This is a genomic window from Comamonas brasiliensis (assembly GCF_018292285.1).
Taxonomy (GTDB): Bacteria; Pseudomonadota; Gammaproteobacteria; order Burkholderiales; family Burkholderiaceae_C; genus Comamonas; species Comamonas brasiliensis.
Genome location: NZ_JAANES010000009.1, coordinates 1 through 26,477 on the forward strand (window position 1 = coordinate 1; position 26,477 = coordinate 26,477).

38 protein-coding genes are annotated in these 26,477 nt (G+C 60.2%); 29 read left to right on the plus strand and 9 right to left on the minus strand.

Annotation, left to right across the window (positions count from 1 at the left end; translation table 11 throughout):
• From DJFAAGMI_RS24695 to DJFAAGMI_RS24755, 13 genes are all read left to right on the plus strand, one after another.
• Nucleotides 1–354: EF-Tu C-terminal domain-related protein (locus DJFAAGMI_RS24695; protein ID WP_472924651.1), on the plus strand; the 354-nt coding region annotated here is incomplete at its 5' end.
• 25 nt (nucleotides 355–379) lie between these two features.
• Complete coding sequence (rpsJ, locus tag DJFAAGMI_RS24700) at nucleotides 380–691, plus strand: 30S ribosomal protein S10 (protein WP_003059431.1); 312 nt, start codon at nucleotides 380–382, stop codon at nucleotides 689–691.
• 200 nt (nucleotides 692–891) lie between these two features.
• Nucleotides 892–1,566 (plus strand): 50S ribosomal protein L3, encoded by a 675-nt coding sequence (gene rplC, locus DJFAAGMI_RS24705; protein ID WP_003059417.1) that lies wholly within the window; start codon nucleotides 892–894, stop codon nucleotides 1,564–1,566.
• Complete coding sequence (gene rplD / locus DJFAAGMI_RS24710) at nucleotides 1,566–2,189, plus strand: 50S ribosomal protein L4 (RefSeq protein WP_003065421.1); 624 nt, start codon at nucleotides 1,566–1,568, stop codon at nucleotides 2,187–2,189. The genes rplC and rplD overlap by 1 nt, the downstream gene beginning before the upstream one ends.
• The gene (gene rplW, locus DJFAAGMI_RS24715) at nucleotides 2,186–2,500 is read left to right on the plus strand and encodes a 50S ribosomal protein L23 (RefSeq protein WP_003059415.1); all 315 of its coding nucleotides are present in this window, start codon (nucleotides 2,186–2,188) and stop codon (nucleotides 2,498–2,500) included. Before rplD ends, rplW begins: the two co-directional genes overlap by 4 nt.
• 2 nt (nucleotides 2,501–2,502) lie before the next feature.
• Entirely contained in the window at nucleotides 2,503–3,327 is an 825-nt protein-coding gene (rplB, locus tag DJFAAGMI_RS24720) for a 50S ribosomal protein L2 (protein ID WP_003059414.1), read from the plus strand.
• A 10-nt stretch (nucleotides 3,328–3,337) separates the two neighbouring features.
• Entirely contained in the window at nucleotides 3,338–3,613 is a 276-nt protein-coding gene (gene rpsS / locus DJFAAGMI_RS24725) for a 30S ribosomal protein S19 (protein ID WP_003059413.1), read from the plus strand.
• A 10-nt stretch (nucleotides 3,614–3,623) separates the two neighbouring features.
• Nucleotides 3,624–3,956 carry a 50S ribosomal protein L22 gene (gene rplV / locus DJFAAGMI_RS24730; protein ID WP_003059408.1) on the plus strand — a complete coding sequence of 111 codons (333 nt, stop codon included), beginning with the start codon at nucleotides 3,624–3,626 and terminating at the stop codon, nucleotides 3,954–3,956.
• A 16-nt stretch (nucleotides 3,957–3,972) separates the two neighbouring features.
• Nucleotides 3,973–4,842 (plus strand): 30S ribosomal protein S3, encoded by an 870-nt coding sequence (gene rpsC, locus DJFAAGMI_RS24735; protein WP_003059406.1) that lies wholly within the window; start codon nucleotides 3,973–3,975, stop codon nucleotides 4,840–4,842.
• 2 nt (nucleotides 4,843–4,844) lie between these two features.
• Nucleotides 4,845–5,261 (plus strand): 50S ribosomal protein L16, encoded by a 417-nt coding sequence (gene rplP / locus DJFAAGMI_RS24740; RefSeq protein ID WP_003059405.1) that lies wholly within the window; start codon nucleotides 4,845–4,847, stop codon nucleotides 5,259–5,261.
• A gap of 10 nt (nucleotides 5,262–5,271) precedes the next feature.
• The gene (rpmC, locus tag DJFAAGMI_RS24745) at nucleotides 5,272–5,469 is read left to right on the plus strand and encodes a 50S ribosomal protein L29 (RefSeq protein ID WP_003059403.1); all 198 of its coding nucleotides are present in this window, start codon (nucleotides 5,272–5,274) and stop codon (nucleotides 5,467–5,469) included.
• 9 nt (nucleotides 5,470–5,478) lie between these two features.
• The gene (gene rpsQ, locus DJFAAGMI_RS24750) at nucleotides 5,479–5,748 is read left to right on the plus strand and encodes a 30S ribosomal protein S17 (RefSeq protein WP_003059401.1); all 270 of its coding nucleotides are present in this window, start codon (nucleotides 5,479–5,481) and stop codon (nucleotides 5,746–5,748) included.
• Between the two features lie 116 nt (nucleotides 5,749–5,864).
• Nucleotides 5,865–6,371 carry a peroxiredoxin gene (locus DJFAAGMI_RS24755; RefSeq protein ID WP_003059399.1) on the plus strand — a complete coding sequence of 169 codons (507 nt, stop codon included), beginning with the start codon at nucleotides 5,865–5,867 and terminating at the stop codon, nucleotides 6,369–6,371.
• 117 nt (nucleotides 6,372–6,488) lie between these two features.
• Here the strand turns inward: DJFAAGMI_RS24755 and DJFAAGMI_RS24760 are convergent, their stop codons facing one another.
• Together DJFAAGMI_RS24760 and DJFAAGMI_RS24765 are read right to left on the minus strand one after the other, a co-directional pair.
• Nucleotides 6,489–6,977 carry a GNAT family N-acetyltransferase gene (locus tag DJFAAGMI_RS24760; RefSeq protein ID WP_211459929.1) on the minus strand — a complete coding sequence of 163 codons (489 nt, stop codon included), beginning with the start codon at nucleotides 6,975–6,977 and terminating at the stop codon, nucleotides 6,489–6,491.
• A gap of 82 nt (nucleotides 6,978–7,059) precedes the next feature.
• Nucleotides 7,060–7,764, minus strand: a complete 705-nt coding sequence (locus tag DJFAAGMI_RS24765; protein WP_249334810.1) for a cytochrome b/b6 domain-containing protein — start codon at nucleotides 7,762–7,764, stop codon at nucleotides 7,060–7,062.
• 137 nt (nucleotides 7,765–7,901) lie between these two features.
• On the opposite strand from DJFAAGMI_RS24765, the gene DJFAAGMI_RS24770 reads away from it, so the two are divergent.
• A complete protein-coding gene (locus DJFAAGMI_RS24770; protein ID WP_003081732.1) occupies nucleotides 7,902–8,348 on the plus strand; it encodes a c-type cytochrome in 447 nt (148 codons plus the stop codon).
• A 151-nt stretch (nucleotides 8,349–8,499) separates the two neighbouring features.
• Here DJFAAGMI_RS24770 and DJFAAGMI_RS24775 read toward each other — a convergent pair whose 3' ends face one another.
• Nucleotides 8,500–9,012 (minus strand): TlpA disulfide reductase family protein, encoded by a 513-nt coding sequence (locus tag DJFAAGMI_RS24775; RefSeq protein ID WP_043003826.1) that lies wholly within the window; start codon nucleotides 9,010–9,012, stop codon nucleotides 8,500–8,502.
• A gap of 151 nt (nucleotides 9,013–9,163) precedes the next feature.
• Here DJFAAGMI_RS24775 and DJFAAGMI_RS24780 point away from each other — a divergent pair, with 151 nt between their 5' ends.
• The 5 genes from DJFAAGMI_RS24780 (at nucleotide 9,164) to DJFAAGMI_RS24800 (ending at nucleotide 13,597) form a co-directional block, all read left to right on the plus strand.
• On the plus strand, nucleotides 9,164–9,733 hold the full coding sequence (locus DJFAAGMI_RS24780) for a hypothetical protein (protein WP_211459931.1): 570 nt from the start codon (nucleotides 9,164–9,166) through the stop codon (nucleotides 9,731–9,733).
• A gap of 97 nt (nucleotides 9,734–9,830) precedes the next feature.
• Entirely contained in the window at nucleotides 9,831–10,286 is a 456-nt protein-coding gene (locus DJFAAGMI_RS24785) for a PTS sugar transporter subunit IIA (RefSeq protein ID WP_043003828.1), read from the plus strand.
• A complete protein-coding gene (locus tag DJFAAGMI_RS24790) occupies nucleotides 10,255–10,524 on the plus strand; it encodes an HPr family phosphocarrier protein (protein ID WP_211459933.1) in 270 nt (89 codons plus the stop codon). Before DJFAAGMI_RS24785 ends, DJFAAGMI_RS24790 begins: the two co-directional genes overlap by 32 nt.
• A 205-nt stretch (nucleotides 10,525–10,729) precedes the next feature.
• Entirely contained in the window at nucleotides 10,730–12,505 is a 1,776-nt protein-coding gene (gene ptsP / locus DJFAAGMI_RS24795) for a phosphoenolpyruvate--protein phosphotransferase (RefSeq protein WP_211459935.1), read from the plus strand.
• A gap of 42 nt (nucleotides 12,506–12,547) precedes the next feature.
• Nucleotides 12,548–13,597 carry a YwqG family protein gene (locus DJFAAGMI_RS24800; protein ID WP_211459937.1) on the plus strand — a complete coding sequence of 350 codons (1,050 nt, stop codon included), beginning with the start codon at nucleotides 12,548–12,550 and terminating at the stop codon, nucleotides 13,595–13,597.
• 489 nt (nucleotides 13,598–14,086) lie between these two features.
• Here DJFAAGMI_RS24800 and lipA read toward each other — a convergent pair whose 3' ends face one another.
• Genes lipA through DJFAAGMI_RS24815 form a run of 3 tightly spaced genes read right to left on the minus strand, consistent with a single transcriptional unit; the run spans nucleotide 14,087 to nucleotide 16,129 of the window.
• Nucleotides 14,087–15,067 (minus strand): lipoyl synthase, encoded by a 981-nt coding sequence (gene lipA, locus DJFAAGMI_RS24805; protein ID WP_003081713.1) that lies wholly within the window; start codon nucleotides 15,065–15,067, stop codon nucleotides 14,087–14,089.
• A gap of 10 nt (nucleotides 15,068–15,077) precedes the next feature.
• Nucleotides 15,078–15,770, minus strand: coding sequence for a lipoyl(octanoyl) transferase LipB (gene lipB / locus DJFAAGMI_RS24810; protein ID WP_043003829.1), 693 nt, complete (start codon nucleotides 15,768–15,770; stop codon nucleotides 15,078–15,080).
• Between the two features lie 41 nt (nucleotides 15,771–15,811).
• Nucleotides 15,812–16,129, minus strand: a complete 318-nt coding sequence (locus DJFAAGMI_RS24815; protein WP_003059380.1) for a YbeD family protein — start codon at nucleotides 16,127–16,129, stop codon at nucleotides 15,812–15,814.
• A 378-nt stretch (nucleotides 16,130–16,507) separates the two neighbouring features.
• Between DJFAAGMI_RS24815 and DJFAAGMI_RS24820 the strand changes: the two genes are divergently transcribed.
• The 9 genes from DJFAAGMI_RS24820 to DJFAAGMI_RS24860 all read left to right on the plus strand — a co-directional run bounded on the left by DJFAAGMI_RS24820 (nucleotide 16,508) and on the right by DJFAAGMI_RS24860 (nucleotide 23,708).
• The gene (locus tag DJFAAGMI_RS24820; protein ID WP_019042020.1) at nucleotides 16,508–16,975 is read left to right on the plus strand and encodes an ATP synthase subunit I; all 468 of its coding nucleotides are present in this window, start codon (nucleotides 16,508–16,510) and stop codon (nucleotides 16,973–16,975) included.
• 13 nt (nucleotides 16,976–16,988) lie between these two features.
• Nucleotides 16,989–17,852 (plus strand): F0F1 ATP synthase subunit A, encoded by an 864-nt coding sequence (atpB, locus tag DJFAAGMI_RS24825; protein ID WP_003059377.1) that lies wholly within the window; start codon nucleotides 16,989–16,991, stop codon nucleotides 17,850–17,852.
• Between the two features lie 45 nt (nucleotides 17,853–17,897).
• Nucleotides 17,898–18,149, plus strand: coding sequence for a F0F1 ATP synthase subunit C (gene atpE, locus DJFAAGMI_RS24830; RefSeq protein ID WP_003059376.1), 252 nt, complete (start codon nucleotides 17,898–17,900; stop codon nucleotides 18,147–18,149).
• A 35-nt stretch (nucleotides 18,150–18,184) separates the two neighbouring features.
• Nucleotides 18,185–18,655: a F0F1 ATP synthase subunit B gene (locus DJFAAGMI_RS24835; RefSeq protein WP_003059375.1), complete on the plus strand. Its 471-nt coding sequence runs from the start codon at nucleotides 18,185–18,187 to the stop codon at nucleotides 18,653–18,655.
• Between the two features lie 12 nt (nucleotides 18,656–18,667).
• Nucleotides 18,668–19,207 carry a F0F1 ATP synthase subunit delta gene (locus tag DJFAAGMI_RS24840; RefSeq protein WP_043003830.1) on the plus strand — a complete coding sequence of 180 codons (540 nt, stop codon included), beginning with the start codon at nucleotides 18,668–18,670 and terminating at the stop codon, nucleotides 19,205–19,207.
• A 45-nt stretch (nucleotides 19,208–19,252) separates the two neighbouring features.
• Complete coding sequence (gene atpA, locus DJFAAGMI_RS24845; RefSeq protein WP_003059371.1) at nucleotides 19,253–20,812, plus strand: F0F1 ATP synthase subunit alpha; 1,560 nt, start codon at nucleotides 19,253–19,255, stop codon at nucleotides 20,810–20,812.
• Nucleotides 20,813–20,830: 18 nt separating this feature from the next.
• Nucleotides 20,831–21,697, plus strand: coding sequence for a F0F1 ATP synthase subunit gamma (gene atpG, locus DJFAAGMI_RS24850; RefSeq protein ID WP_003059369.1), 867 nt, complete (start codon nucleotides 20,831–20,833; stop codon nucleotides 21,695–21,697).
• Nucleotides 21,698–21,731: 34 nt separating this feature from the next.
• Entirely contained in the window at nucleotides 21,732–23,141 is a 1,410-nt protein-coding gene (atpD, locus tag DJFAAGMI_RS24855; protein ID WP_003059366.1) for a F0F1 ATP synthase subunit beta, read from the plus strand.
• A gap of 150 nt (nucleotides 23,142–23,291) precedes the next feature.
• A complete protein-coding gene (locus tag DJFAAGMI_RS24860; protein ID WP_003059364.1) occupies nucleotides 23,292–23,708 on the plus strand; it encodes a F0F1 ATP synthase subunit epsilon in 417 nt (138 codons plus the stop codon).
• Nucleotides 23,709–23,862: 154 nt separating this feature from the next.
• On the opposite strand, the gene DJFAAGMI_RS24865 is transcribed toward DJFAAGMI_RS24860, so the two are convergent.
• Nucleotides 23,863–24,132, minus strand: coding sequence for a hypothetical protein (locus DJFAAGMI_RS24865; RefSeq protein WP_003059362.1), 270 nt, complete (start codon nucleotides 24,130–24,132; stop codon nucleotides 23,863–23,865).
• A gap of 135 nt (nucleotides 24,133–24,267) precedes the next feature.
• Between DJFAAGMI_RS24865 and DJFAAGMI_RS24870 the strand changes: the two genes are divergently transcribed.
• Nucleotides 24,268–24,948 carry a DUF1294 domain-containing protein gene (locus DJFAAGMI_RS24870; protein WP_249334812.1) on the plus strand — a complete coding sequence of 227 codons (681 nt, stop codon included), beginning with the start codon at nucleotides 24,268–24,270 and terminating at the stop codon, nucleotides 24,946–24,948.
• A gap of 44 nt (nucleotides 24,949–24,992) precedes the next feature.
• Here DJFAAGMI_RS24870 and DJFAAGMI_RS24875 read toward each other — a convergent pair whose 3' ends face one another.
• On the minus strand, nucleotides 24,993–25,532 hold the full coding sequence (locus tag DJFAAGMI_RS24875) for a TPM domain-containing protein (RefSeq protein ID WP_211459939.1): 540 nt from the start codon (nucleotides 25,530–25,532) through the stop codon (nucleotides 24,993–24,995).
• A 1-nt stretch (nucleotide 25,533) separates the two neighbouring features.
• Nucleotides 25,534–26,469, minus strand: a complete 936-nt coding sequence (locus DJFAAGMI_RS24880; protein WP_211459940.1) for a TPM domain-containing protein — start codon at nucleotides 26,467–26,469, stop codon at nucleotides 25,534–25,536.
• Nucleotides 26,470–26,477: the final 8 nt, after the last annotated feature.

Here is a 26,477-nt window from a genome sequence, read left to right on the forward strand (position 1 = left end):
CTGCTGCGCGGCACCAAGCGTGAAGACGTGGAACGCGGCCAAGTGCTGTGCAAGCCCGGCTCCATCAAGCCCCACACCAACTTCACTGCTGAAGTTTACGTGCTGTCGAAGGACGAAGGCGGTCGCCACACTCCCTTCTTCAACAACTACCGTCCCCAGTTCTACTTCCGTACAACTGACGTGACCGGCTCCATCGAACTGCCCGAAGGCAAGGAAATGGTGATGCCTGGCGACAACGTGTCGATCACCGTGAAGCTGATCGCCCCCATCGCCATGGAAGAAGGTCTGCGTTTCGCTATTCGCGAAGGTGGTCGTACTGTGGGTGCCGGTGTGGTTGCCACGATCATTGCCTAATTCTTAGAAAAGCTAGGAATTAACAATGTCTAAGCAAAAAATCCGCATCCGTCTGAAGGCTTTCGATTACAAGCTGATCGACCAGTCTGCAGCCGAAATCGTTGATACCGCCAAGCGCACCGGCGCCATCGTCAAGGGTCCCGTGCCCCTGCCGACACGCATGAAGCGCTTCGACATCCTGCGTTCGCCTCACGTCAACAAGACCAGCCGTGACCAGTTCGAAATCCGTACGCACCAGCGTCTGATGGACATCGTGGATCCGACTGACAAGACTGTTGACGCTCTGATGAAGCTGGACCTGCCCGCAGGTGTGGACGTCGAGATCAAACTGCAATAAGAGTTTTGGAAGCCTCGCAAGAGGCTTTTAAGGGTCTTTGTTTAACGCGAACTTGCTTGAAAAAGCAGTTCGCGTTAAAATTTGGAGCTTCGCCTTTGATGCGAAGTTTTATTAACCTTCTTTTGTGTGCTAGGCATGATTGCCGAGGTGCAACGCTGGGCCAATTGCAGTTTCAGCGGCAAAAGTTTTGGAGCAAACAAATGAGTCTGAGCAACTCCCTGGGGTTGCTGGGTCGCAAGGTGGGCATGATGCGTCTGTTCACTGATGATGGGGACGCAGTGCCTGTCACAGTGGTGGATGTTTCTAACAACCGCGTGACTCAGGTCAAAACCCAAGAGAACGATGGCTATGTGGCCCTGCAGGTCACTTTCGGTGCACGCAAGGCTTCTCGCGTGACCAAGCCTCAAGCCGGCCACCTCGCCAAGGCGGGTGTCGAAGCCGGTGAAGTGACCCGTGAATTCCGCGTGACCGATGAAACCGCTGGCAAGTATGCCGCTGGTGCTGTTCTGCCTGTGGCAGAGCTGTTCAGCGTCGGCCAGAAGGTGGACGTGCAAGGCACTTCCATCGGTAAGGGCTACGCCGGCACGATCAAGCGCCACAACTTCAGTTCGCAGCGCGCTTCGCACGGTAACAGCCGTTCGCACAATGTCCCCGGTTCTATCGGTATGGCACAAGACCCCGGTCGCGTGTTCCCCGGTAAGCGTATGACTGGCCACATGGGCGACGAAACCGTCACTACTCAAAACCTCGACGTGGTTCGTATCGACGAAGCACGCCAACTGCTGTTGATCAAGGGTGCCATTCCTGGTGCCAAGGGTGGCTTCGTTTCCGTGCGCCCCGCGATCAAGGCTAAAGCTTCCAAAGGAGCGAACTAATGCAGCTCGAACTCCTGAATGAACAAGGCCAGGCTGCTTCCAAGGTGGAAGCTCCCGAGACTGTGTTCGGTCGTGAATTCAACGAAGATCTGGTCCACCAGCTGGTGACTGCCTACCGTGCCAACGCACGTCAAGGCACTCGCGCCCAGAAGGACCGTGAACAAGTGCGTCACACCACCGCCAAGCCTTTCAAGCAAAAGGGTACAGGCCGTGCACGTGCTGGTATGTCCTCCTCGCCTCTGTGGCGTGGCGGCGGTCGCATCTTCCCGAATCTGCCCGAAGAAAACTTCTCGCAGAAGATCAACAAGAAGATGTACCGCGCCGGTATGGCTTCCATCCTGTCTCAGCTGGCCCGCGAAGGCCGTCTGGCAGTTGTGGAATCCCTGACGCTGGATACCCCCAAGACCAAGGTGCTGGCAGACAAGTTCAAGGCTATGAACCTGTCTTCGTCGGTGATGGTGATCGCTGAAGAAATCGACGAGAACCTGTACCTGGCATCCCGCAATCTGAAGAACGTGTTCGTGGTTGAGCCGCGCTATGCAGACCCCGTGTCGCTGGTGCACTACAAGAAAGTGCTCGTCACCAAGGGTGCGATCGACAAACTCAAGGAGATGTTCGCATGAGCACTACCAAGTTTGACGAAGGTCGTCTGATGCAAGTGCTGGTCGCTCCCATCGTGTCCGAAAAGGCCACTCTGGTTGCTGAAAAGTCCAATGCTGTGACATTCAAGGTGCTGCAGAACGCTACCAAGCCCGAAATCAAGGCCGCTGTGGAATTGATGTTCAAGGTTGAAGTGGCTGGCGTGTCTGTGGTGAACACCAAGGGCAAGACCAAGCGCTTTGGCAAGACCGTTGGCCGTCGCGACAATGTGCGCAAGGCTTACGTGATGCTCAAGCCCGGTCAAGAGCTGAACCTGTCTGGGGAGGCTGCGTAATCATGGCTGTTATCAAGCTCAAACCTACGACCCCCGGCCAACGCGGCGCGGTGAAGGTTACTCGCGACCACCTGCACAAGGGTGAGGGCTTTGCCCCCCTGCTGGAAGCTCAATTCCAGAAGGCCGGTCGTAATAACAACGGTCACATCACAACTCGCCACAAGGGCGGTGGTCACAAGCACCACTACCGTGTGGTGGACTTCAAGCGCAACAAGGATGGTATCCCCGCCAAGGTTGAGCGCATTGAATACGATCCCAACCGTACTGCTCACATCGCTCTGGTGTGCTATGCAGACGGCGAGCGTCGCTACGTCATTGCTCCTCGCAACCTGGAAGTCGGCGCTACCATCATCAGCGGCTCCGAAGCTCCTATCCGCGTGGGCAACACCCTGCCTATCCGCAACATCCCCGTGGGCTCGACCATCCACTGCATCGAACTGAAGATCGGTGCCGGTGCTCAGATCGCTCGCTCGGCTGGTACCTCCGCCACTCTGCTGGCTCGCGAAGGCATCTACGCTCAAGTGCGTATGCGTTCGGGCGAAGTCCGCAAGGTGCACATCGAGTGCCGCGCCACCATCGGTGAAGTTGCCAACGAAGAACACAGCCTGCGCCGTCTGGGCAAGGCCGGTGTGAAGCGTTGGATGGGTATTCGTCCTACCGTCCGCGGTACGGTCATGAACCCTGTCGACCACCCGCACGGTGGTGGTGAAGGTAAGACCGGTGAAGGCCGTCACCCAGTTGACCCATGGGGCAATCTGACGAAGGGCTACCGCACCCGTAACAACAAGCGCACACAGACCATGATCGTGTCGCGCCGTAAGAAGTAAGGGGTAGCAAATGACTCGTTCTCTTAAAAAGGGTCCGTTTGTTGACCATCACTTGCTGGCTAAGGTCGAAAAGGCCATCGCCACCAAGGACAAGAAGCCAGTGAAGACCTGGTCGCGTCGCTCCATGGTCCTGCCCGAGTTCATCGGTCTGACCATCGCCGTGCACAACGGCAAGCAACACGTGCCGGTTTATGTGACTGACCAGATGGTTGGCCACAAGCTGGGTGAATTCGCGCTGACTCGTACCTTCAAGGGTCACCCTGCGGACAAGAAAGCCAAGAAGTAAGGAATAGAACATGTCTGAAACACGTGCTGTTCTCCGTGGCGTCCGCCTGTCTGTTGACAAGGGTCGCCTGGTCGCGGATCTGATCCGCGGCAAGAAGGTGGATCAAGCTCTGAACATTCTCCAGTTCACGCAGAAAAAAGCTGCCGTGATCGTGAAGAAGGTTCTGGAATCCGCTATCGCCAACGCTGAGCACAACGACGGCGCCGATATCGACGAACTGAAGGTCAAGACCATCTACGTCGAGCAAGGCACTACGCTCAAGCGTTTCACTGCTCGCGCCAAGGGCCGCGGCAACCGCATCAGCAAGCCTACCTGCCACATCTATGTGACAGTGGGTAACTGAGGCCTTAAGGAAGAATATGGGACAGAAAATCCATCCTACCGGCTTCCGTCTGGCGGTGAGCCGCAACTGGGCAAGCCGCTGGTACGCTAGCAACCGTGACTTCGCCGGCATGCTGGCCGAAGACATCAAGGTGCGCGAGTACCTGAAGGCCAAGCTGAAGAACGCCGCCGTGGCTCGCGTTCTGATCGAGCGTCCTGCCAAGAACGCCCGCATCACCATTTTCTCGGCTCGTCCGGGCGTGGTGATCGGCAAGAAGGGTGAAGACATCGAGGCCCTGAAGAAGGAACTCGCTGCTCGCCTGGGCGTGCCCGTGGCTGTGAACATCGAAGAAGTGCGCAAGCCCGAAATCGATGCCAAGCTGATCGCTGACTCCATCTGCCAGCAGCTGGAAAAGCGCATCATGTTCCGCCGCGCCATGAAGCGTGCCATGCAGAACGCCATGCGTCTGGGTGCTCAAGGCATCAAGATCATGTCTTCCGGTCGTCTGAACGGTATCGAAATCGCTCGTACCGAGTGGTACCGCGAAGGCCGCGTGCCTCTGCACACTCTGCGTGCCGACATCGACTACGGCTTCTCCGAAGCCAAGACGACTTACGGCATCATCGGCGTGAAGGTCTGGGTCTACAAGGGTGACACCCTGGGCCGTAACGATCTGCCCGCCGTGGAAACGCCCCGTCCTGAAGACGAGCGTCGTCCCCGTGGTCCCCGTCGTGACGGTCGCCGTGATGGCCGTGATGGCGCTGGCCGTGGTGGCCGTCGTCCCGCAGGCACCAATGCCGCTCCTGCCGATGGCAGCGACAAGCCTGCTGGCGCTGGTGCTGATTCCGTTAAGCGCGTTCGTAAGGCCGACGCGCCCGCTACAGCAGCGGACGGTAAAGGAGAATAAACATGCTGCAACCTGCACGCCGCAAGTTCCGTAAGGAACAAAAAGGCCGCAACACCGGCATCGCTACCCGTGGCAACTCCGTTGCCTTCGGCGATTTCGGTTTGAAGTCTACTGACCGTGGTCGTCTGACCGCACGCCAGATCGAAGCTGCACGTCGTGCAATTTCCCGTCACGTCAAGCGTGGTGGTCGTATCTGGATCCGCGTGTTCCCGGACAAGCCCATCTCTACCAAGCCCGCCGAAGTGCGTATGGGTAACGGTAAGGGCAACCCCGAGTACTACGTGGCCGAAATCCAGCCCGGCAAGGTGATCTACGAAATCGTGGGTGTGCCTGAAGAGCTGGCCCGTGAAGCGTTCCGCCTGGCTGCTGCAAAGCTGCCTCTGCGCACGACCTTCGTGTCCCGTCACATTGGTGCTTAAGGAGATCAACATGACGAAATCTGCTGAACTCCGCCAAAAAGACGTGGCTGGTCTGGAAGCTGAAGTGAAGTCCCTGCAAAAGGCTCACTTCGGTTTGCGCATGCAAAAGGCCACGCAACAACTGGGCAACACTGCGACCATCAAGGCTACACGCCGTGACATCGCTCGTGCCAAGACCATCCTTGCTGAAAAGCAAGCCGCCAAGTAAGGAGCCGACATGACGGAAGCTAAAACATCCCTCAAGCGCACCTTGATTGGCAAGGTGGTCAGCGACAAGCGTGCCAAGACTGTGACCGTTCTGGTGGAACGCCGCGTCAAGCACCCCATCTACGACAAGATCATGATCAAGTCGAGCAAGTACCACGCTCACGACGAGCAAGGTGAGTACAAGCTGGGTGACGTGGTTGAAATCACCGAGAGCCGTCCTCTCTCCAAGACCAAGAACTGGGTTGCTACCCGCTTGGTTCAAAAGGCTGCCCTGGTGTAAGCCTAACCAGGCCCACCGGCTGCAAAGCCCTTGAAAACGACCCACAATGTTGTGGGTCGTTTTTTTATTTGGGCCGCCAAGAACGCGGTCCTTGCTTTGCAACAAAGGAGATAGTCATGATTAAAGTTGGTGATGCCCTGCCCGCAGTGACCTTGATGGAATATGTGGAAGTGGAAGGCAATGGCTGCAGCCTCGGCCCCAACCCCGTGAAGCTGCCCGAAGCTCTGGCCGGCAAGACCGTTGCCGTGTTTGCCGTGCCCGGCGCCTTCACGCCCACCTGCTCCGAAAAGCACCTGCCAGGCTATGTGGCCAAGGCTGAAGAGCTCAAGGCTGCCGGCGTGGACGAAATCTGGTGCCTGTCCGTGAACGATGCTTTCGTGATGGGCGCCTGGGGCCGCGACCAGAAGGTGGCTGGCAAGGTGCGCATGATTGCCGACGGCGATGCAGCATTTGCCAAGGCCACCGGCCTGACGCTGGACCTGAACGGCAAGGGCCTGGGTCTGCGCGCCAATCGCTTCTCCATGCTGGTCAAGGACGGCAAGGTTGCGACCCTGAACGTCGAAGCTCCCGGCAAGTTTGAAGTCAGCGACGCCGCCACCATGCTGGCCCAGGCCAAGGCCTGATGGGTGAAGCTCTGAGCCGCTGCGCGCGGGAATGATGTTCCCACCGCAAGGCGGCTTGGCGCGGCGCCATGAAAAAAAGGCATTGCCAGACTGGCAATGCCTTTTTCGCATCCGGGCTCAGAACAGATCGGCCTTGAGGTAGTGCGCGCCTGGAAGCGGGTTGTGATAGTAGGGCTCGATGGATGCAAAGCCCAGGTCCACATACAGCGCGCGCGCGGATTCCATGTCGTCCAGCGTGTCGAGCAGCACATGGTCGTAGCCGCTCTGGCGTGCCACGTCCAGCATGGCCTCGGCCAGCTGACGGCCCAGGCCGAAGCCGCGAAAGGGCTTGCGCACATACAGGCGCTTCATTTCGGCCGCATTGGGATAGTCGCAGTCATCGAGCGGGCGCAGCGCGCAACAGCCGGCGAGAGCACCGTCCACATGGGCCAGCAGTATCTGGCCGCGGGGCTGGGCATAGTCGCCGGGAAGATCGGCGATTTCGGATTCGAATCCTTGAAATTCCAGGTCGATGTTCAGGCTGTCCGCATACTCCTGGAAGATCTGGCGCACAGCACCCATTTCCTCCAGGCTGGGCGTCAGCAAGTCCACGTCGGGCTTGTCCACGGCAACTAGGCGATGATGAAAGAAGGGTCAGTGTAGCGGCAAGTGCGCGTCATGGTTAAAGCGCAGGCTGCGTCGTCAGAACTCAGAAAGCAGCTCCCTGGCCCAGTTGATGAATCCACCAGGACAGTGCGCTTGCCACCACGGCCAGCAGCGCAGCCAGCATGCGGGTGGCTGCGGTGTCGCGGCTCGCGGTGACCGGTTCTGCCAGGCATTTGTCGCCCGTCACCATGGCGGGCACCAGCTTGTTGCCCTTGAGGCTGTAGCCGATGAGGGCCAGCAGATGCAGTGCGACCAGTGCATAAATCAGGTACTGGCCCCAGTGGGCATGGTAGTCGGTGGCCTTGGAGATCAGTTCGCCCGAGACAAAGCGCGTGAGGGGGCCGCTGAAGGCAATTTCGTCATCGCTCATCAGCCCGCTTGCGATCTGCGCCATCAGCACGGCGAGCATCGCGATGACCGACAGCGAGCCCAATGGGTTGTGGCCTGCGCGGTCCTGCGTGGTCGACGCGCCGCTGAGATAGCGTCTCATGGCTGCCGCGGAAGGGATGAAGCTGCCAAAGCGCGACCAGTACCCGCCCACCAGGCCCCAGAGAATGCGAAAGACCAGCAAGGCCAGCACCACCTGTCCCAGTATCAGGTGCCAGTTCATGGCATTGCCGCCCATCTTGGCGGTGACGACCAGGGCCACGATGCAGCTCGCCAGCAGCCAGTGAAACAGGCGGGTGGGCAGGTCCCAGATCCGGATTCTGTGGATTTCCATGGCGGCTTGTGTGGCGGACTCTGTCATGGCTTTTTCATGGCTGATGGACCCGGACATTGTGCACTGGCAAGGCTGCAAGCCCAAATCGCGGCCTTTGGGTGACTCTGCCATACTGGTTCTGCAGCCGCCTGCGGCAGGCTGCAGAACCAAGAAAGGATACCCCGATGAAAGCTTTTTCCACTCTGGCATTCGCTGCTGTGGTTGCCACCGTGGCCCTGCCTGCCTCGGCTCAGTTCGCCAAGGCTGAAGATGCCATCAAATACCGCCAGAGCGCGCTGAGCGTGCTGGGCACGCATTTCAGCCGTCTGGGCGCCATGGCCAACGGCAAGATGCCCTTCGATGCCAAGAGCGCACAGGAAAGCGCCGAGGTCGTGGCCTTCATGTCCAAGCTGCCCTGGGCCGGCTTCGGCGCCGGCACAGAGGGCGGCAAGGCCAAGCCCGAGGTGTGGAAGGAGCAGGCCAAGTTCCACGACCTGTCGGGCAAGATGGAGGCCGAGGTCGTCAAGCTCAACGCTGCTGCCAAGACCGGCAATCTGGACAATCTCAAGACGGCTTTCGGCCCGGCCGCCAATAGCTGCAAGAGCTGCCACGACAGCTTCCGCAATAAGTAAGCCAAGACTGCTTTGCATCAAGCAGACGCAAAAAAACCGGCAGTGCCGGTTTTTTTATGAGCGCCTTGCGCTTGTCTGTGGCTGATTTCAGCTTTATTTCATCTTGAAATCGAACAGCAGCGTGCGCTAGCAGCTATGTTTTTGAATGAGCTCAGGCGTTCGCAGGCTCGGCCAGCAGCTTCTCGATCAGCTTGTGCAGCTGCTCAAAGTCGGGGGCGCCGATATAGCGCTTCACGATCTCGCCGCGCTTGTTGACGATGAAGGTGGTGGGAGTGAGTTGCACATCGCCCCAGGCCTTGGCCACATTGCCGGTGTTGTCCAGCGCGACCTGGAAGGGCAGCTTGCGCGATTCGACAAAGTTCACGACATAGCTGGGCGGGTCGTAGCTCATGGCCACGGCCAGGGTGTCAAAGCCCTTGCCCTGGTACTTCTGGTAGGTGCTGATGATCTCGGGCATCTCTGCCACGCAGGTGGTGCAGCTGGTGGCCCAGAAGTTCACCAGCGTGACCCTGCCCTTGAGGTCGGCGGTGGTTTTCTGGCTGCCGTCCAGCAGCACAAAGGTGGATTGCGGCGCCGCGGTCTGCCCTGCACCCGAATACACCCAGGCCCCGACGCCGATGACGGCGGCCGCCACAATGCCTGCGATCCAATGTTTGCTTGCCATAGAGATTGATTGTGCACAAATCTTCAGCACCTTGCTGATCTGTGGATTGGTGTGCCAAACGCGCCGAAAGTTCAGTTCTTACTGCTTGACCCACGGGTCAACCCTAGGCTTGCGTGACAGGCCGGGCCCATGCCGCTGCCGATAATGGGCCATGAAGAAAACCGGACTCTGGGCTGCGACGCTGCTGGTCAGCTGCGCACTGCTGGCCGCCTGCAGCCCGGCGCTGAATTGGCGCACCATCCAGCTCAAGGATGCGCCGCTGCAGGCGCTGCTGCCCTGCGATACGCAGACGGCCAGCCGCCCTGTCGAGCTGGGCCTGGGCCTGGGCCAGGTGCCGCTGTCGGTGGTGGGTTGCGAGGCCCAGGGTGCGACCTATGCGGTATCGCATTTCTCCGTGGCCGAGCCCGCTCGCGCGGCCGAGGCTCTGACGTTCTGGCAGCAGGCGGTGCTGGCGCAGCTGAAGTCGGCAGACGGCGTCGCGACAAGGCTCAATGCCAAGGGAGACGGCCCGTGGGTGCCCAAGGGGGCGCTGAATCTGCCGCAGTCCTTGCGCATCACATTCGAGGGCCTGGGCCCCAGGGGGCAGAAGGTGGTGGGGCATGGCCTGTGGTTCGCTCGCCTGGAGGGCAGTGGCGCCAGGGTCTATCACGCCGTGATCTATGCCGACAAGCTCAGGTCTGCCGAGGCCGAGATGTTTTTTTCGGGCCTGCAGCTGCAATAAGCCCGCATCCAGATCATGACCCTTGCGCTTCATCCACCTCATTGCCCTTGTTGACGGCGGCGACAAGCCATAATTTGCTATCAAGAACTGTGACTACATGACCACGCGCATTCTTTTGCTCACTCACGCTCCTCTGGCCGCTGCATTGCGCGAATGCGCGCTGCACGTGTTTGCCGATAGCGCTGACGACTTGCTGGCCCTGGACGTGCCTTCCGATGAGGCGCCCGAAGCCACGCTGGAGCGTGCCCTGGCCATGTTGGTGGCGCATGGCGGGCTGGATGCACCGACACTGGTGCTGACCGACCTGTTCGGCGCCACGCCCTGCAATGTGGCCCAGCGTCTCAGCGGGCTGTTGCAGGCCAGGCTGGTGGCGGGGGTGAACCTGCCCATGCTTTTGCGCTCCATCGGTTATCGACACGAGCCGCTGGACGCCCTGGTCTCACGGGCCATGGTGGGCGGCAGCCAGGGGGTGATGCAGGTGGCCGGCAGTTCCCGACAAAATCAAAGCGCACGACCTTCCAATGATCAAGACCAATATCACCATCAGCAATAAATTGGGCCTGCATGCCCGCGCATCGGCCAAGCTCACCAAGCTCGCCGGCAGCTTCCCCTGCGAGGTCTGGCTGACCAAGGGCGAGCGCCGCGTCAATGCCAAGAGCATCATGGGCGTGATGATGCTGGCCGCGGGCATAGGCTCCGAGCTGGAGATGGAAACCGATGGCTCGCAGGAGCAGGAAGCCATGGATGCGCTGGTGGCCCTGATCAACGACAAGTTTGGTGAAGGCCAGTAACAGTGGCGCGGCCTGCGTCGTCGCTTGACTGCGTGCAGGCGGCGGCTGGGGCGCCGGCTCCTTTGATAGCAAGGAGCGCCTTGCTGGCAATGAGATAAAGCGTTTTTCGTGCTGCGGCGCAGAGAAGAACTGCGCTGGCTGCTGCAAAAACAAGAGCAAGAAGCAAGCAAAAAGCAATCGCGAAATTCGCGAAAGGGCATTCGCTATGACATTTGCCATCCACGGCCTGGCCGTTTCCCGAGGGATTGCCATTGGGCGCGCGGTCGTTGTGGCCTCCAGTCGCATGGAGGTGGTGCATTACTTCATTCGTCCCGATCAGGTGGAGTCGGAGATCCAGCGTGCCCGCACGGCACGCAATGCAGTGATTGACGAGCTGCGCCGGCTTCAGGAGGAAATGCCCAAGGACGCGCCCGGCGAGCTGGATGCGCTGCTCGATGTGCACCTGATGCTGCTGCAGGACCAGGCGCTGGCCGAGGCCATCCGCAACTGGATCTCCGAGCGTCTCTACAACGCCGAATGGGCGCTGACCACGCAGCTGGAGATCGTCTCGCGCCAGTTCGACGAGATGGACGACGAGTACCTGCGCGAGCGCAAGGCCGACCTGGAGCAGGTAGTGGAACGCATTCTGCGCCACATGAAGGGCGCGGCCAGCCCGATTGCGCAGGCTGCACCGCCGCTGGCACCGACAGGCGCCACACCGGCGGCCAGCGGGCAGCAACTGCAGCTCGAAGGCGCCACGGAAACCCCGCTGGTGCTGGTGGCGCAGGATCTGTCGCCGGCGGACATGCTGCAGTTCAAGAGCAAGGTCTTTGCGGGCTTCATCACCGCCGTGGGCGGCAAGACCAGCCACACCGCCATCGTTGCGCGCAGCATGGACATTCCGGCCGTGGTCGGTGCGCGGGCCGCAAGCCAACTGATCCGCCAGGACGACTGGGTCATCATCGACGGCAACGAGGGCGTGGTCATCGTGGACCCCACGCCCATCATCCTGGCGGAGTACGGCTTTCGCCAGCGCCAGACCGAGCTGGAGCGCGAACGACTGACCCGTCTGCGCTACACGCCTTCGCTGACCATGGACGGGCAGAAGGTGGAGCTGCTGGCCAATATCGAGCAGCCCAGCGACGGGGCGGCGGCCGTGCGGGCTGGCGCTGTCGGCGTGGGGCTGTTCCGTACCGAGTTCCTGTTCATGGGGCGCAGCGGCAATCTGCCCGGTGAGGAAGAGCAGTACCGCGCCTATCGCGAGGCCATCGACGGCATGCAAGGCATGCCGGTCACCATCCGCACGCTGGACGTGGGGGCCGACAAGCCGCTGGACAAGGCACAGCCCAAGGACTACTACCTCAACCCGGCGCTGGGCCTGCGCGCCATCCGCTGGAGTCTGGCCGACCCCGTGATGTTCCGTACCCAGCTGCGCGCCATCCTGCGCGCGGCGGCGCACGGGCAGATCAAGCTGCTGTTTCCCATGCTGGCCCATCGCAGCGAGATCGAGCAGACCCTGGCCCAGTTGCGCCAGGCGCAGCATGAGCTCGATGTGCGCGGCATCGCCTACGGCCCGGTCAAGCTGGGCGCCATGATCGAGATCCCGGCGGCTGCCCTGACGGTGCGCAGCTTTTTGCAGTATTTCGACTTCCTGTCCATCGGCACCAACGACCTGATCCAGTACACGCTGGCCATCGACCGGGCCGACGAAACCGTGGCCCATCTCTACGACCCCATGCATCCTGCCGTGCTGCGGCTGGTGGCCGAGGTGATCGCAGCGGCCAATGCCGCAGGCAAGGAAGTCTGCGTCTGCGGCGAAATGGCGGGCGACCTGAGCATGACGCGGCTGTTGCTGGGCCTGGGGCTGCGCAGTTTTTCCATGCATCCTGCGCAGATCCTGGCCGTCAAGCAGGAGGTGCTGCGCGCGGACTCCAGCAAGCTGGCTCCCTGGGCCGGTGAGGTGCTGGGCAGCGAATGCCCGGCGCAGATGCTGGCGCCCTGAAGAACCCTGGTTGCGATTTCAAGGCAGGCAGAAGGGGGCGGGATGAATTACGCAGATTCCCAGGAAATCGCCCGTGCGCTTGAGCCGGTGCTGGAAGATGCAGCGCTTGCGCAGCAAGTCGCGGCGCAAGCCAGGCCGGCTGTGTGGCTGCAAACCACTGTAGTGGAGGATGAAGCGGAGATTGCGTCCGGCAGCACCAAGTTTGGCGGCTGTCCCGACCTGCCTGCCGGTGTGACCTGGCCCGAGCGAGGACGCTATCCGGACCATGAGCAGCGGGTGAAGCCCCATCGCGAAGACAGCGTTGCTCCCGACAGCCGCTGGCGATGGGCCAGACCGGAGCAAGTCCTGCTGTTTCGCGAAGAGGCCTTGCAGCACATCGCAAGACTTGAAAGCACTTTTCCGCTGAGCTTTGTGGCGCAGATCAACTTCGCCGAAGCTTGCTCTGCAGGAACCCTGGATGCAGATTTTCCCGAGTCCGGGCTGCTGTCCGTCTTCTACGACCTGCTGGAGCAGCCCTGGGGTTTCAATCCTGCAGATGCCTGCGCGCTGAAGCTCATCTTCTCCGAAGGCGATGCTGTGCTCGAGCGACGCCAGCAGCCGCCGGCGCTGCTGGAGCTGCCCGAGCACTGGCAGCTCGCACCTATGGGCTGCGAACTGCATGCTTGCGTCACGGCCTTGCCCCTGGAGAGCGCTCAGTGGGGTTCGCAGGGCCTGGAGCTTGACGAAGAGCAGCGTGACCGCTTTGTCGAATGGTGGTTCGATGACGCACAAAATGCTGCCAGCAGCGGTGGAGAGGACAGCGGCTGCCATCGCATCGGCGGCTGGCCCACGCCCGTCCAGGGGGATATGCAGGCCGAATGCGCGCTGGTGGCTGCGGGGCATTACTGCGGTAATGGCGATGCCTACGCGGACGAGGCCACGCGGGCCGTTCGCGATACCGCAACGCAGTGGCTTTTGCTGCTGCAGATCGGCTGCGATGAAAAAGGCGGCATGGGTTGGGGCGATGAAGGCCAGCTCTATCTGTGGATGCGCCGCGACGATCTGCGCGCACGTCGCTTTGACCAGGCGCGGTTGGTGCTGCAGTGTTGCTGAAACCCGCCTGCGCCGTGGCTGCAGGTGTCAACGGTTGCGAAATGGCTGCGAAACAGGTGTTTGGAGATTTCTTTTTGTGGGAAACGAAAATTAATTGATATTGATTCTCATTTGATGTTACTATTCATCCCAGCTTGCAGCACAGGACTCTGGTGGGGTATCCAGCGCTGCATGGCTCAGTTTCATCGTGGGGCGACTCGTCGGGCCTGTTCAGCCTGCAGTCGTTTTTGCCAGCCAGCGGTTTGCCGGTTAGCCAGGCGTTTTTTCGATGCAAACGGTGGTTTATCAAATTTCATAGCTTTTAGCGCATGGTCTGCAACGATCCTGCTATGAATTGACTATCTAAGCTTTACCAGACAAGCGCAACAAGCTCCTTATTCAGGAGCTTTATTTTTTGGCAAATCCTGGAGCGTGTAGCACTGCTCGTCGCGTGCGGCCATGAAAAAAGCAGCCCTCGGGCTGCTTGTGGGTGAGTACTTTCTTCGGTGCTCAGACGCCTGCGGCATGTGCCTGCTGGTCGGCGTGGTAGCTGGAGCGCACCATGGCGCCGACGGCGGCGTGGGTGAAGCCCATCTTGTAGGCCTCTTGCTCGAACATCTTGAAGGTGTCGGGGTGCACATAACGGCGCACGGGCAGGTGGCTGTTGGTGGGCGCCAGATACTGGCCAATGGTCAGCATGTCGATGTTGTGGGCACGCATATCGCGCATCACCTGCAGGATTTCCTCGTCCGTCTCGCCCAGGCCCACCATGATGCCGCTCTTGGTCGGAACATCGGGGTGCAGTTCCTTGAACTTCTTGAGCAGGTTCAGGCTGAACTGGTAGTCGGAGCCGGGGCGCGCTTCCTTGTACAGGCGTGGTGCGGTTTCCAGGTTGTGGTTCATCACATCGGGCGGAGCCGACTTGAGAATTTCCAGAGCGCGGTCGTCACGGCCGCGGAAGTCGGGCACGAGGATTTCGATCTGCGTCTCGGGCGAGAGTTCGCGGATGTTCTTGATGCATTCCACGAAGTGGCCCGAGCCGCCGTCGCGCAGGTCGTCGCGGTCCACGCTGGTGATCACCACATACTTCAGGCGCAGAGCGGCAATGGTGCGCGCCAGATTCAGCGGCTCGTTCACGTCCAGCGGGTCGGGGCGGCCATGGCCCACGTCGCAGAAGGGGCAGCGGCGCGTGCACTTGTCGCCCATGATCATGAAGGTGGCCGTGCCCTTGCCGAAGCATTCGCCGATATTCGGGCAGCTGGCTTCCTCGCAGACCGTGTGCAGATTGTTCTTGCGCAGAATGTCCTTGATTTCGTAAAAGCGCGTGCTGGGGCTGCCGGCCTTGACGCGGATCCATTCGGGTTTCTTCAGGACTTCGGCCTGCTCCACCTTCACGGGGATGCGTGCCAGCTTGGCGGCAGCCTTCTGCTTGGCCAGCGGGTTGTAGTTTGCGGCGGACTGCGCTTCGCGCACGACTTCATTGGTGCTCATGATCTTGCCTTCAGGGAGAGAGACGCGCCTTCAACTGGCGGCCCAGCACGGATGCGGCCTCGTCCCAGGTTGTCTGTACGCCGATTGTAGAAAGGTCCACCGTCCTCAGCCCTGCGTATCCGCAAGGGTTGATTCGCAAATAAGGTTCCAAATCCATATCGACATTGAGTGCCACTCCGTGGTAGGTGCTGTGGCGGCTGACTTTGATGCCCAGGGCGGCAATCTTGCCCAGGCCCTCGAAATGAGGCTCGGGCGCCGGGCTGCCGGCTTCGCGGTGCTGCGGGCGCTGCTCCAGCATGGCATGGCTGCGCGGGTCGTCCAGGCGCACATAGATGCCAGGCGCGCCTGCCACGCGGTGGCCGGTGACGCCGAAATGATCCAGCGTGCGGATCACCGCGTCTTCCAGCCGGTAAACGTATTCCTTGACGAAATAGCCCATGCGCTGCAGATCCAGCAGCGGATAGGCCACCACCTGGCCGGGGCCGTGATAGGTCACCTGGCCGCCGCGATTGGTGGCGACCACGGGAATATCGCCGGGGTTCAGAACATTTTCGGTCTTGCCGGCCAGCCCCTGCGTGAAATGCGGTGAGTGCTCACAAATCCAGAGTTCGTCGCGCGTGCTCGCGTTGCGGGTGCGCGTGAACTCCTGCATCGCGACCACCGCTGCCTCATAGCCGGTGCGCCCCAGAAGGCGCAGGTCCATGGCTTCGGGTGGCTGCGATGCAGAAGCAATCGGGCTGTCGCTCACAGCACGACCTTCACCAGGGGGTGAGAGGTCAGTGCGCGGTAGGTGTCGTCCAGTTGCTCGCGGCTGGTGGCCGTGATGGTGATGGTCACGCCCAGGTAGTTGCCGCCGGAGCTGGGGCGCAGCTCGACCGTGCTGGCGTCAAAGCTGGGGTCGAATTTTTCGGCGATCTTGGTGATTTCATGCACCAGATGCTCATTCTTGACACCCATGACCTTGATGGGAAACTGGCTCGGGTACTCGATCAGCGAATCCTTGCGCGGGTCTTCTTGCTGACCGTTCTCGTTGGCGGCAGATGTGTTGGGCGTGTCGCTCATGAGGAATCCTTGGCTGAAATGAAAAATTGCCGTTGGTGAAACAGCCTGTCAATGAGTAGCAAAGATTGTGCGCCACGCCGGGCAGCCCTGCGTGTGTGGGCCTAATCGATGGATGGCCGGAGCCTGCAAACCCTCAAAGCCCCTGGGTGCAGGCAGACAATTCAGGGCAATCAGGTTTTTCAATTGAGGCACACTCGCGCCGCACCAAAGCTGCGGGTGGCAAATGTTGTCACTCGGCGACAACCCTGAGGTCTTGTCAAAGACGTTTTGCGCATGACAGTATCAACCCCTATCTAACGACGGGGGTTTTTACTTATAATCAGAGGCTTTGTAAAAAAGTCTTGCCTGGTCAGCGGTGCGAAAGAAAACATGACAAACATGCCCGCTGATTTCCAGGATGAGGACGAAGTCGAAGACTTCAAGCCCCTGACTGCACAAGAAGCCTCTGCATGGCGTTCGCGCTTTCCGCAGGTTTCGGTCTGGCGCATCGTCATGGTTCAGACGCTGGTAGGCGTTATCGTGGCTTTGCTGTCGTGGTTGATCACGGGGCGTGCAGCCGCAGGCTGGTCGGCAGCGTATGGAGCGCTGGCGGTCGTGTTGCCCGCGGCGCTGTTTGCAAGAGGCGTGGTTCGTCAGCGGCCGGGAGGTGCCGGTGGCGCCATGGCAGGGATTTTCGGTTGGGAGCTGGTGAAGCTGGTGCTGTGCATCGCCATGTTGGCGGCTGCACCCAAGCTGGTACCTGACCTGAGCTGGCTGGCGCTGCTGGTTGGCTTGATTGTTGTGATGAAAACGTATTGGGTTGCGCTTCTGGTGCGATCCAGTGTCCAAAAACCGATTGATATTTGAGAGAAGTTGACCGATGGCCGCAGAAGCGCACGCACCAACTGCAAGTGAATACATCGTTCACCACTTGCAACACCTCCAGAACATCAAGCAGAAGTCCATCATCGACTTCTCCGTGTTCAATCTGGATTCGATTGCCGTGAGTGTGACTCTGGGCGCTTTGTGCCTGTTCGTCCTCTGGCTGGCTGCCCGTAAGGCGACTTCCGGCGTTCCCGGTCGTTTCCAGGCTGCGGTGGAAATGCTGGTCGAAATGGTGGACAACCAGGCCAAGGCCAATATTCACAACGCTGAATCTCGCAAGTTCATCGCTCCTCTGGCACTGACCGTGTTCGTCTGGATCTTCGCGATGAACGCCATGGACATGCTGCCTGTGGATCTGCTGCCCGTGCTGTGGCAGACCGCTCAGGGCGACTCCCATGCCTACCTGCGTGTCGTGCCTACTGCCGACCTGTCCACCACTCTGGGTCTGTCGACCGGCGTGCTGGTGCTGTGCCTGATCTACTCGGTGAAGATCAAGGGCATGGGCGGCTGGGCTCACGAACTGGTGACCGCTCCGTTCGGCACCTCTAAGAATCCCGTGTTTGCTGTGATCCTGGGTGTTGTGAACCTGGCCATGCAAATCATTGAATACATTGCCAAGACGGTTTCGCACGGTATGCGACTGTTCGGCAATATGTACGCTGGTGAGTTGGTGTTCTGTCTGATCGCCTTGATGGGCGGTGCGGCTGCCATGTCGCTTTCCGGTGTGTTGCTCCCCGTGGGGCACATCATTGCAGGTTCGATCTGGGCGATCTTCCACATCCTGATCATTACCCTGCAAGCCTTCATTTTCATGATGCTGACGCTGATTTACCTCGGCCAGGCACATGAAGCTCACTGAAATCCTTTCTTTCACTCAACCTTTCTTTAATCCCTAGGAGTCATCATGGAAAACGTTCTCGGTCTCGTCGCTCTGGCTTGTGGTCTGATTGTTGGTCTGGGCGCTATCGGCGCTTCGATCGGTATCGCTCTGATGGGTGGCAAGTTCCTGGAATCCTCGGCACGTCAGCCTGAGCTGATCAACGAACTGCAAACCAAGATGTTCATCTTGGCTGGTCTGATCGACGCCGCCTTCCTGATCGGTGTGGCTATCGCTCTGCTGTTCGCCTTCGCCAACCCCTTCCAACTGGTTGCCTAAGCTCCGTTCAACGCCCTAAATAGAAAGGTGTTGCCGTGAGTATTAACGCGACCCTGTTCGTTCAGCTTGGTGTTTTCCTGGTTCTGGCGCTGTTCACGATGAAGTTCGTGTGGCCCCCGATCGCGAAGGCACTGGATGAGCGAGCCCAGAAAATCGCCGATGGCCTCGCTGCTGCCGACAAGGCCAAGACCGAACTGACCGCTGTCAACAAGCGCGTCGAGCAGGAATTGGCCCAGACGCGCAACGAAACAGCTTCGCGGCTTGCGGACGCCGAACGCCGCGCCCAGGCCATCATTGAAGAAGCCAAGGCCCGCGCGACAGAAGAAGGCAACAAGATTGTTGCTGCTGCCCGCGCTGAAGCTGACCAGCAAGCCATTGCTGCCCGTGAAGCCCTGCGTGAGCAAGTGGCAGCGCTGGCCGTCAAGGGTGCCGAGCAGATCCTGAAGAAGGAAGTCAATGCCGGTATCCACGCTGATCTGCTGAACCGCCTGAAGACAGAGCTGTAAGGAAAGCAAAAAATGGCAGAACTCGCCACCATTGCCCGCCCTTACGCCGAAGCATTGTTCAAAGCCTGTGTCGACAAGGGCGCAGACTTGAACAGCACTGTCGCTTGGGTGGAGGAATTGGCGGCGATTGCCGCCAACCCGCAATTGCGCCAACTGGCCGACAACCCGAACGTGAGCGACGCGCAAGTGTTCGATCTCGTCACGGGTGTGGCCAAGTCGGCATTGCCCGAGTCCGCACGCAACTTTCTGCATGTGGTCCTCGAAAACGGCCGTCTGGACGTGCTGCCTGAAGTGGCAGCCCAGTTCCGCAGCCTCGTGAACAGCAAGAGCGGCTCTTCGGATGCCGTGGTGTACAGCGCTTTCCCGATTGAGGATGCAGCGCTGGCCGAGCTTGGCGCCACGCTGGAAAAGCGCTTTGGCCGCAAGCTGAATCTCACCGTGAAGCTCGATGAATCGCTGATCGGTGGCGTTCGCGTCGTGGTGGGCGACGAGGTGCTGGACACCTCCGTCAAGGCCCGTCTGGAACAAATGAAAGCGGCCCTCACCGCGTAATGCGCTTGAGGTCTCGGCTAACACACAAGAAAGAAGGAAAGAGTCATGCAACTCAATCCCGCAGAAATTTCTGAACTGATCAAGAGCCGCATCGAAGGGCTGGCTGCTAGCACTGACGTCCGTAACCAAGGCACCGTGGTGTCGGTGACTGACGGTATCGTGCGCGTGCACGGCCTGTCGGACGTGATGGCTGGCGAAATGCTGGAATTCCCCGCAGGTGCCGACGGTCAACCCACTTACGGTCTGGCCCTGAACCTGGAGCGCGACTCCGTGGGCGCCGTGATTCTGGGTGCTTACGAGCACATCGCAGAAGGCAACACCGTCAAGTGCACCGGCCGTATTCTGGAAGTGCCCGTGGGCCCCGAACTGGTTGGCCGCGTGGTGAACGCCCTGGGTCAGCCTATCGACGGCAAGGGCCCCATCAACGCCAAGATGACGGACGTGATCGAGAAGGTCGCTCCTGGCGTGATCGCACGTCAATCCGTGGATCAGCCTCTGCAGACCGGTATCAAGTCCATCGACTCCATGGTTCCCGTGGGCCGTGGTCAGCGTGAACTGATCATTGGTGACCGTCAGACTGGTAAGACGGCTGTCGCTATCGACGCCATCATCAACCAGAAGGGCCAGGGCGTTACCTGTATCTACGTCGCTATTGGTCAGAAGGCATCTTCGATCAAGAACGTGGTGCGTGCTCTGGAGCAAGCTGGCGCGATGGACTACACCATCGTCGTGGCCGCTACCGCTTCCGAATCGGCAGCCATGCAGTACGTGTCGGCCTACTCCGGCTGCACGATGGGCGAATACTTCCGCGATCGCGGTGAAGACGCTCTGATCGTTTATGACGATCTGTCCAAGCAGGCTGTGGCCTACCGTCAGGTTTCGCTGCTGCTGCGCCGTCCTCCCGGACGTGAAGCTTTCCCCGGCGACGTGTTCTATCTCCACAGCCGCCTGCTGGAGCGTGCCGCTCGCGTGAACGCCGACTACGTCGAAGCCTTCACCAAGGGCGAAGTCAAGGGCAAGACCGGTTCTCTGACCGCTCTGCCTATCATCGAAACACAAGCTGGCGACGTGTCCGCTTTCGTTCCCACGAACGTGATTTCGATTACTGACGGCCAGATCTTCCTGGAAACCAGCCTGTTCAACGCCGGTATCCGTCCCGCTATCAACGCCGGTATCTCGGTGTCCCGCGTGGGTGGTTCCGCTCAGACCAAGGTGGTGAAGGGCCTGTCCGGCGGTATCCGTACCGACCTGGCTCAGTACCGTGAACTGGCTGCCTTCGCGCAGTTCGCTTCCGATCTGGACGAGGCAACCCGCAAGCAGCTGGACCGCGGTGCCCGCGTGACCGAACTGCTCAAGCAGGCTCAGTACTCTCCTCTGTCGACCGCTCTGATGGCTTCTTCGCTGTTCGCAGTGAACAAGGGTTTCATGGACGACATCGAAGTCAAGCAAGTGCTGCCCTTCGAATCTGGTCTGCACCAGTTCCTGAAGACCAGCCACGGCGCTCTGCTGGACCGTCTGAACGAAAAGCGTGCTTTCGACAAGGAAGGCAAGGACGAAGCTGAACTGACTGCAGCCATTACTGCATTCAAGAAGTCCTTCGCTTAATACCGGCGAGGAGTCATCATGGCAGCAGGTAAGGAAATACGCGGCAAGATCAAATCGGTGGAAAACACCAAGAAGATCACCAAAGCCATGGAAATGGTGGCTGCATCCAAAATGCGCAAGGCGCAGGACCGGATGCTGGCTGCCCGTCCATACAGCGAAAAAATCCGCAACATTGCAGCCCATCTTGGCGAAGCCAACCCTGAATATGTGCATCCGTTCATGCAAGTGAGCGATGCCAAGAAGGTCGGCGTCATTGTGGTGACGACCGACAAGGGTTTGTGCGGCGGCATGAACACCAACGTGTTGCGTGTCGTCACCAACAAGTTGCGCGAACAGCAGGATGCGGGCATTGCGACAGAAGCGGTGGCCATTGGCGGCAAGGGACTGGGTTTTCTGAACCGTGTCGGTGCCAAGGTGGTCTCTCACGCTACAGGCTTGGGCGACACGCCTCACCTCGACAAGCTCATCGGGCCTGTCAAGGTGTTGCTGGACCAATATGCTGAAGGCAAGTTGAGCGCGGTGTACCTGGCGTACACCAAGTTCATCAACACCATGAAGCAGGAATCGGTGGTGGAGCAACTGCTCCCCCTGTCGTCCGAAAAATTGCAAGCCGAGAAGACGGGTGCATCCTGGGAATACATCTACGAGCCTGACGCTCAGAGCGTCATCGACGAACTGCTGGTTCGTTACGTGGAGTCCCTCGTGTACCAGGCAGTTGCGGAAAACATGGCGTCCGAGCAATCGGCGCGCATGGTGGCCATGAAGGCCGCTACCGACAACGCCGGCAACGTCATCAGCGAGTTGAAGCTGGTCTACAACAAGACGCGTCAGGCAGCGATTACGACCGAGTTGTCGGAAATCGTGGCAGGCGCAGCCGCTGTGTAAACGGCTTTAACGAACAAACAGATTGGAGCAAAAAATGGCTCAAGTACAAGGCAAGATTGTTCAATGTATCGGCGCCGTGGTGGACGTGGAGTTTGCCCACGGCCAGGTGCCCAAGGTGTATGACGCCTTGAAGCTGGAAGGTACGGCCCTGACCCTGGAAGTTCAGCAACAGCTGGGCGACGGCGTGGTGCGTACCATTGCCCTGGGTTCTTCCGACGGCCTCAAGCGCGGTCTGATGGTTACCAACACCGGCAACCCCATCACCGTGCCCGTGGGCAAGGCGACGCTGGGTCGTATCATGGACGTGCTGGGCAACCCTATCGACGAGCGCGGCGATGTGGACCAGGCACTGACTGCCCCCATCCACCGCAAGGCTCCTGCATACGACGAACTGTCGCCTTCGCAGGAACTGCTGGAAACCGGCATCAAGGTGATTGACCTGATCTCTCCTTTCGCCAAGGGCGGCAAGGTGGGTCTGTTCGGTGGCGCCGGCGTGGGCAAGACCGTGAACATGATGGAACTCATCAACAACATCGCCAAGGGCCACGGTGGTCTGTCGGTGTTTGCCGGTGTGGGTGAACGTACCCGTGAAGGCAATGACTTCTATCACGAAATGTCGGATGCCGGCGTTGTGAACCAGGCCAACCTGAACGAATCCAAGGTTGCCATGGTTTACGGTCAGATGAACGAGCCTCCAGGAAACCGTCTGCGCGTTGCGCTGACCGGTCTGACCATGGCCGAAGCTTTCCGTGACGAAGGCAAGGACGTGCTGTTCTTCGTGGACAACATCTACCGCTACACGCTGGCCGGTACCGAAGTGTCCGCTCTGCTGGGCCGTATGCCTTCCGCCGTGGGCTACCAGCCTACCCTGGCTGAAGAAATGGGTAAGCTGCAAGAGCGTATCACCTCCACCAAGGTGGGCTCGATCACTTCCATCCAGGCCGTTTACGTGCCAGCCGATGACTTGACCGACCCCTCGCCTGCCACGACCTTTGCTCACTTGGACTCCACCGTGGTGCTGTCCCGTGACATCGCTTCGCTGGGTATCTACCCCGCCGTGGACCCGCTGGACTCCACCAGCCGTCAGCTGGACCCCCAAGTGGTTGGCGAAGAGCACTACAAGGTGGCTCGCCAAGTGCAGGGTACGCTGCAGCGCTACAAGGAACTGCGCGACATCATCGCGATTCTGGGTATGGACGAGCTGGCTCCCGAAGACAAGCTGGTCGTGTCCCGCGCTCGTAAGATGCAGCGTTTCCTGTCGCAGCCTTTCCATGTGGCTGAAGTGTTCACCGGTGCTCCCGGCAAGTACGTTCCCCTGTCTGAAACCATCCGTGGCTTCAAGATGATCGTGAATGGCGAAGCCGACCACCTGCCCGAACAGGCTTTCTACATGGTTGGTACCATCGACGAAGCCTTCGAGAAGGCCAAGAAGCTGGCAGCCTAACGGACTTTCACCCCCTGAGCGGCTAACGCCGCTTCCCTCTCTCTTCGGGAGGGGGACGACGCCCTCGCTGCGGGGCGGCCCTTGCTCGGCGTCTCTGGCTTAGGGTGTGCAAGTTTCAGGACCAGTTTTAACCTTTTCCAAGGAGCAAAGATGAACACCATCCACGTTGATGTGGTCAGTGCCGAAGAGTCCATCTTCTCCGGTGAAGCGCGCTTTGTCGCCTTGCCCGGCGAAGCGGGCGAGCTGGGCATTTATCCCCGCCACACACCGCTGATCACCCGCATCAAGCCGGGTTCGGTGCGCATCGAAATGCCTGATGGCAGCGAAGAGTTCGTCTTCGTGGCCGGTGGCATTTTGGAAGTGCAACCCAACTGCGTGACCGTGCTGTCCGACACCGCCATCCGCGGCAAGGATCTGGACGACGAGAAGGCGCAAAAGGCCAAGGCTGCCGCCGAGGAAGCCCTGAAGAACGCCAAGGGCGAGCTGGATATCGCTCGTGCACAGTCCGAGCTGGCCGTCATGGCAGCTCAGATTGCCGCTCTGCGCAAGTATCGCCAGAAGCGTTGATGTCTGGTGCCCTGGAGCACCTGCATCAGCAAAGAAAAGCCACCGCATGCGGTGGCTTTTTCATGCCTGTTCATTCTTGCGGTTCAGGCGCATCGCACTTGATACCTTGGAGGGCAAGGCGCGCAATACTCCGTATTTCGGAGTGCTGCAGGGCTTAGCCGTTGCAGGCGGCCTGATAGCCGTAGACCACGGAGTTGTCCTTGGGGTCCACATGGCGCGATTTACGCACCACGGCCTTGCTGGGGTCTTCGCAGAGAGCGCGAATCTGGGCTTCGCACTTCTTGGGGTCATCTTCCTTGAGCTTGCAGCTCAGTGCGTAGTCGTATTCAGCCGGTGCTTCGGCGCCTCTGGGGCTGATGGAGGAGCAGGCGCTCAGTGCCAGGGCAGAGCTTATGACGGCCAGAGAGAACAGAGATTTCTGCATGTTTGAGTGCTTTCTTAAGAAAATACGGCTGACCCAAAACTAACACAGCCATGCGAGGGAAAAGGTTTTTTCTGGACGGGACCCGCCTGCTTTTTGCATCACCGGGCCTGTTTGCGGTGTCAAAAACAACAAAGGATGGAGATGCGCTACAGCGGTACCTTGACGCAATGGAATGACGAACGTGGCTTTGGCTGGATAGAGGCCGATGGCGGTGGCGAGCGCCTGTTTGTCCATATCAGTGCTTTTGAGCCGCGCCCGCCTGCGGAGCAGCGTCCCCAGCCCGGCCTGCGCCTGGAGTTTGCCGTCGGCGTGGAGCAGGGCAGAAAGCGTGCGCTTCAGGTCGCATGGCGCGCTGGCGGTTCAATGACTCAGGCCCGCTCGTCTCCGGTGCGGCGCAACAGCCCGTCTGCAGGGCGTTTGCAGTCCTCGCGTGCAGCATCTCAGGGCTGGCACGCCTCCAGCGGCTTCAGCTATGGCGTGTTGCTGACCTGGCTGCTGCTGATGCTGGCCGCTACCGTGATCTGGGGCGTGCCGCGCATCCTCTGGCTGGTCTATGCAGGCCTGAGCATGCTGACCTTCATGGCCTACTGGCAAGACAAATGGGCTGCCCAGAAGGGACAATGGCGCACGCCGGAAAAAACGCTGCAGACCATGGCGCTGGCCGGAGGCTGGCCCGGAGCGCTGCTGGCCCAGCAGTGGCTGCGCCACAAAAGCAGCAAGACCAGCTTTCAGCTGCAGTTCTGGCTCATGGTCCTGATCAATGTGGCGGCCGTGCTCTGGCTGTGTTCGCCCTACGGGCGACATGTGCTGGCCTGAGGCTTCTGCGCTCTGCCGCCGGCGCATGCGGCTGCTGAATTGGATCAGTGGTTGCGGCCCGGCAGATGCCTTTGGACCACGGGCGCGTCGGACAGGTTGCGCTGTGTGTTGGTCGCGGACTTGCGCGGAAAATGCGCTTGCAGCTGCCGGTTGACACGCTCCAGCGCCGAGACCAGACCCACGCTGAAATGCCCACCCTGGAAGGCGGACTGCATATCGCTGATCAGCGTTTGCCATTGCTCGGCGCTCATGGTGCGGTCCAGGGCGCGGTCGGCCACGATCTCTATGGCATGGTCGGCCAGGAGCAGGTAGATGAGGGCACCGTTGTTGTGCTCCGTGTCCCAGACATGGAGCTTGGCGAACTGCGAGAGCGCGCGCTGGCGCGCTGTGGCATCGCGCCAGATATAGCTCCAGGGCAGGCCGGCCTCGACGCAGATGCGGACCTGGCCGGTGTGGCCCAGCTCGCTTTTGGCGATCAGCAACTCCAGCTCCTTGAGCGTGGCAGGCGGCAAGGCCTTGCGCAGATGCCGTTCGGCCCAGCGGTGTCGCACCAGACGTGCCAGGCGTTGGAAGATATTGCTCATTTCACCAGTCCCCCGAGGCGCCACCGCCACCAAAGCTGCCGCCGCCACCGGAGCTGAAACCGCCTCCTGAGCTGAAGCCTCCCCCGCTGCCGCTGCTCCAGCCGCCGCCCCCGCCCCCGCCGGTACTGATATACGGTCCGCCTCCGCCACGTGAGAGGTTGGAGAGCAGGGTGAAGATCAGGCCCACCAAGCCAGCCACGCCTGCGATCAACAGGCTGGTGGTGATCACATAGGCGGCCGTCCCGGCAATGCCTCCAATGATCAGCGAACCCAGCACGCGGCCGAAGATGGCGCGGGCGACGGCAATCCCGATCGGAAAGCCGAAAAACAGCAGCGGAAGCAGAAAGTCCAGATTTTCGGACCAGGATGGGCCCGACTTGCGCGCCTCGGACTGCGGTGCAGGCAGCTTCTCGCCATGAATCAGCAGACTCATCTGCTCGATGGCGGTTGAGAGTCCGCCTGCATAGTCGTCGGCGCGAAAGCGGGGCTTCATGGCGCCATCGATGATGCGTGCGGCCTGGATGTCGGGGATGGCGCCTTCGAGCTTGCGCGCCACCTCGATGCGCATGCGCCTGTCGTTCTTGGCCACGACGATGAGAGAGCCATCGCCTATGTCCTTGCGCCCCAGCCTCCAGCTGCTGGCCACGCGCCAGGCATAGGCGGCAATGTCTTCCGGGGCCGTGGTGGCGACCATGAGCACGGCGACCTGGGCTCCGGTCTCGTCCTCCAGCTTCTTGAGCTGCTCGCTCAAGGACTGCAGATCGCCGGGGCTCAGCGTGCCGGTCTGGTCGATGACGCGCGCTGTCAGCTCGGGCACGGGCTGCAGTTGAGCGCCTGCGCCGCCTTGCGCCCTGACCGGCAGCGCCGACAGCAGCATGCTTGCAAAAAAAATAGCTGCAAGCGCTTTGTAGATAAGGGCTTGAGGCGATTTTTGCATGAATTTCA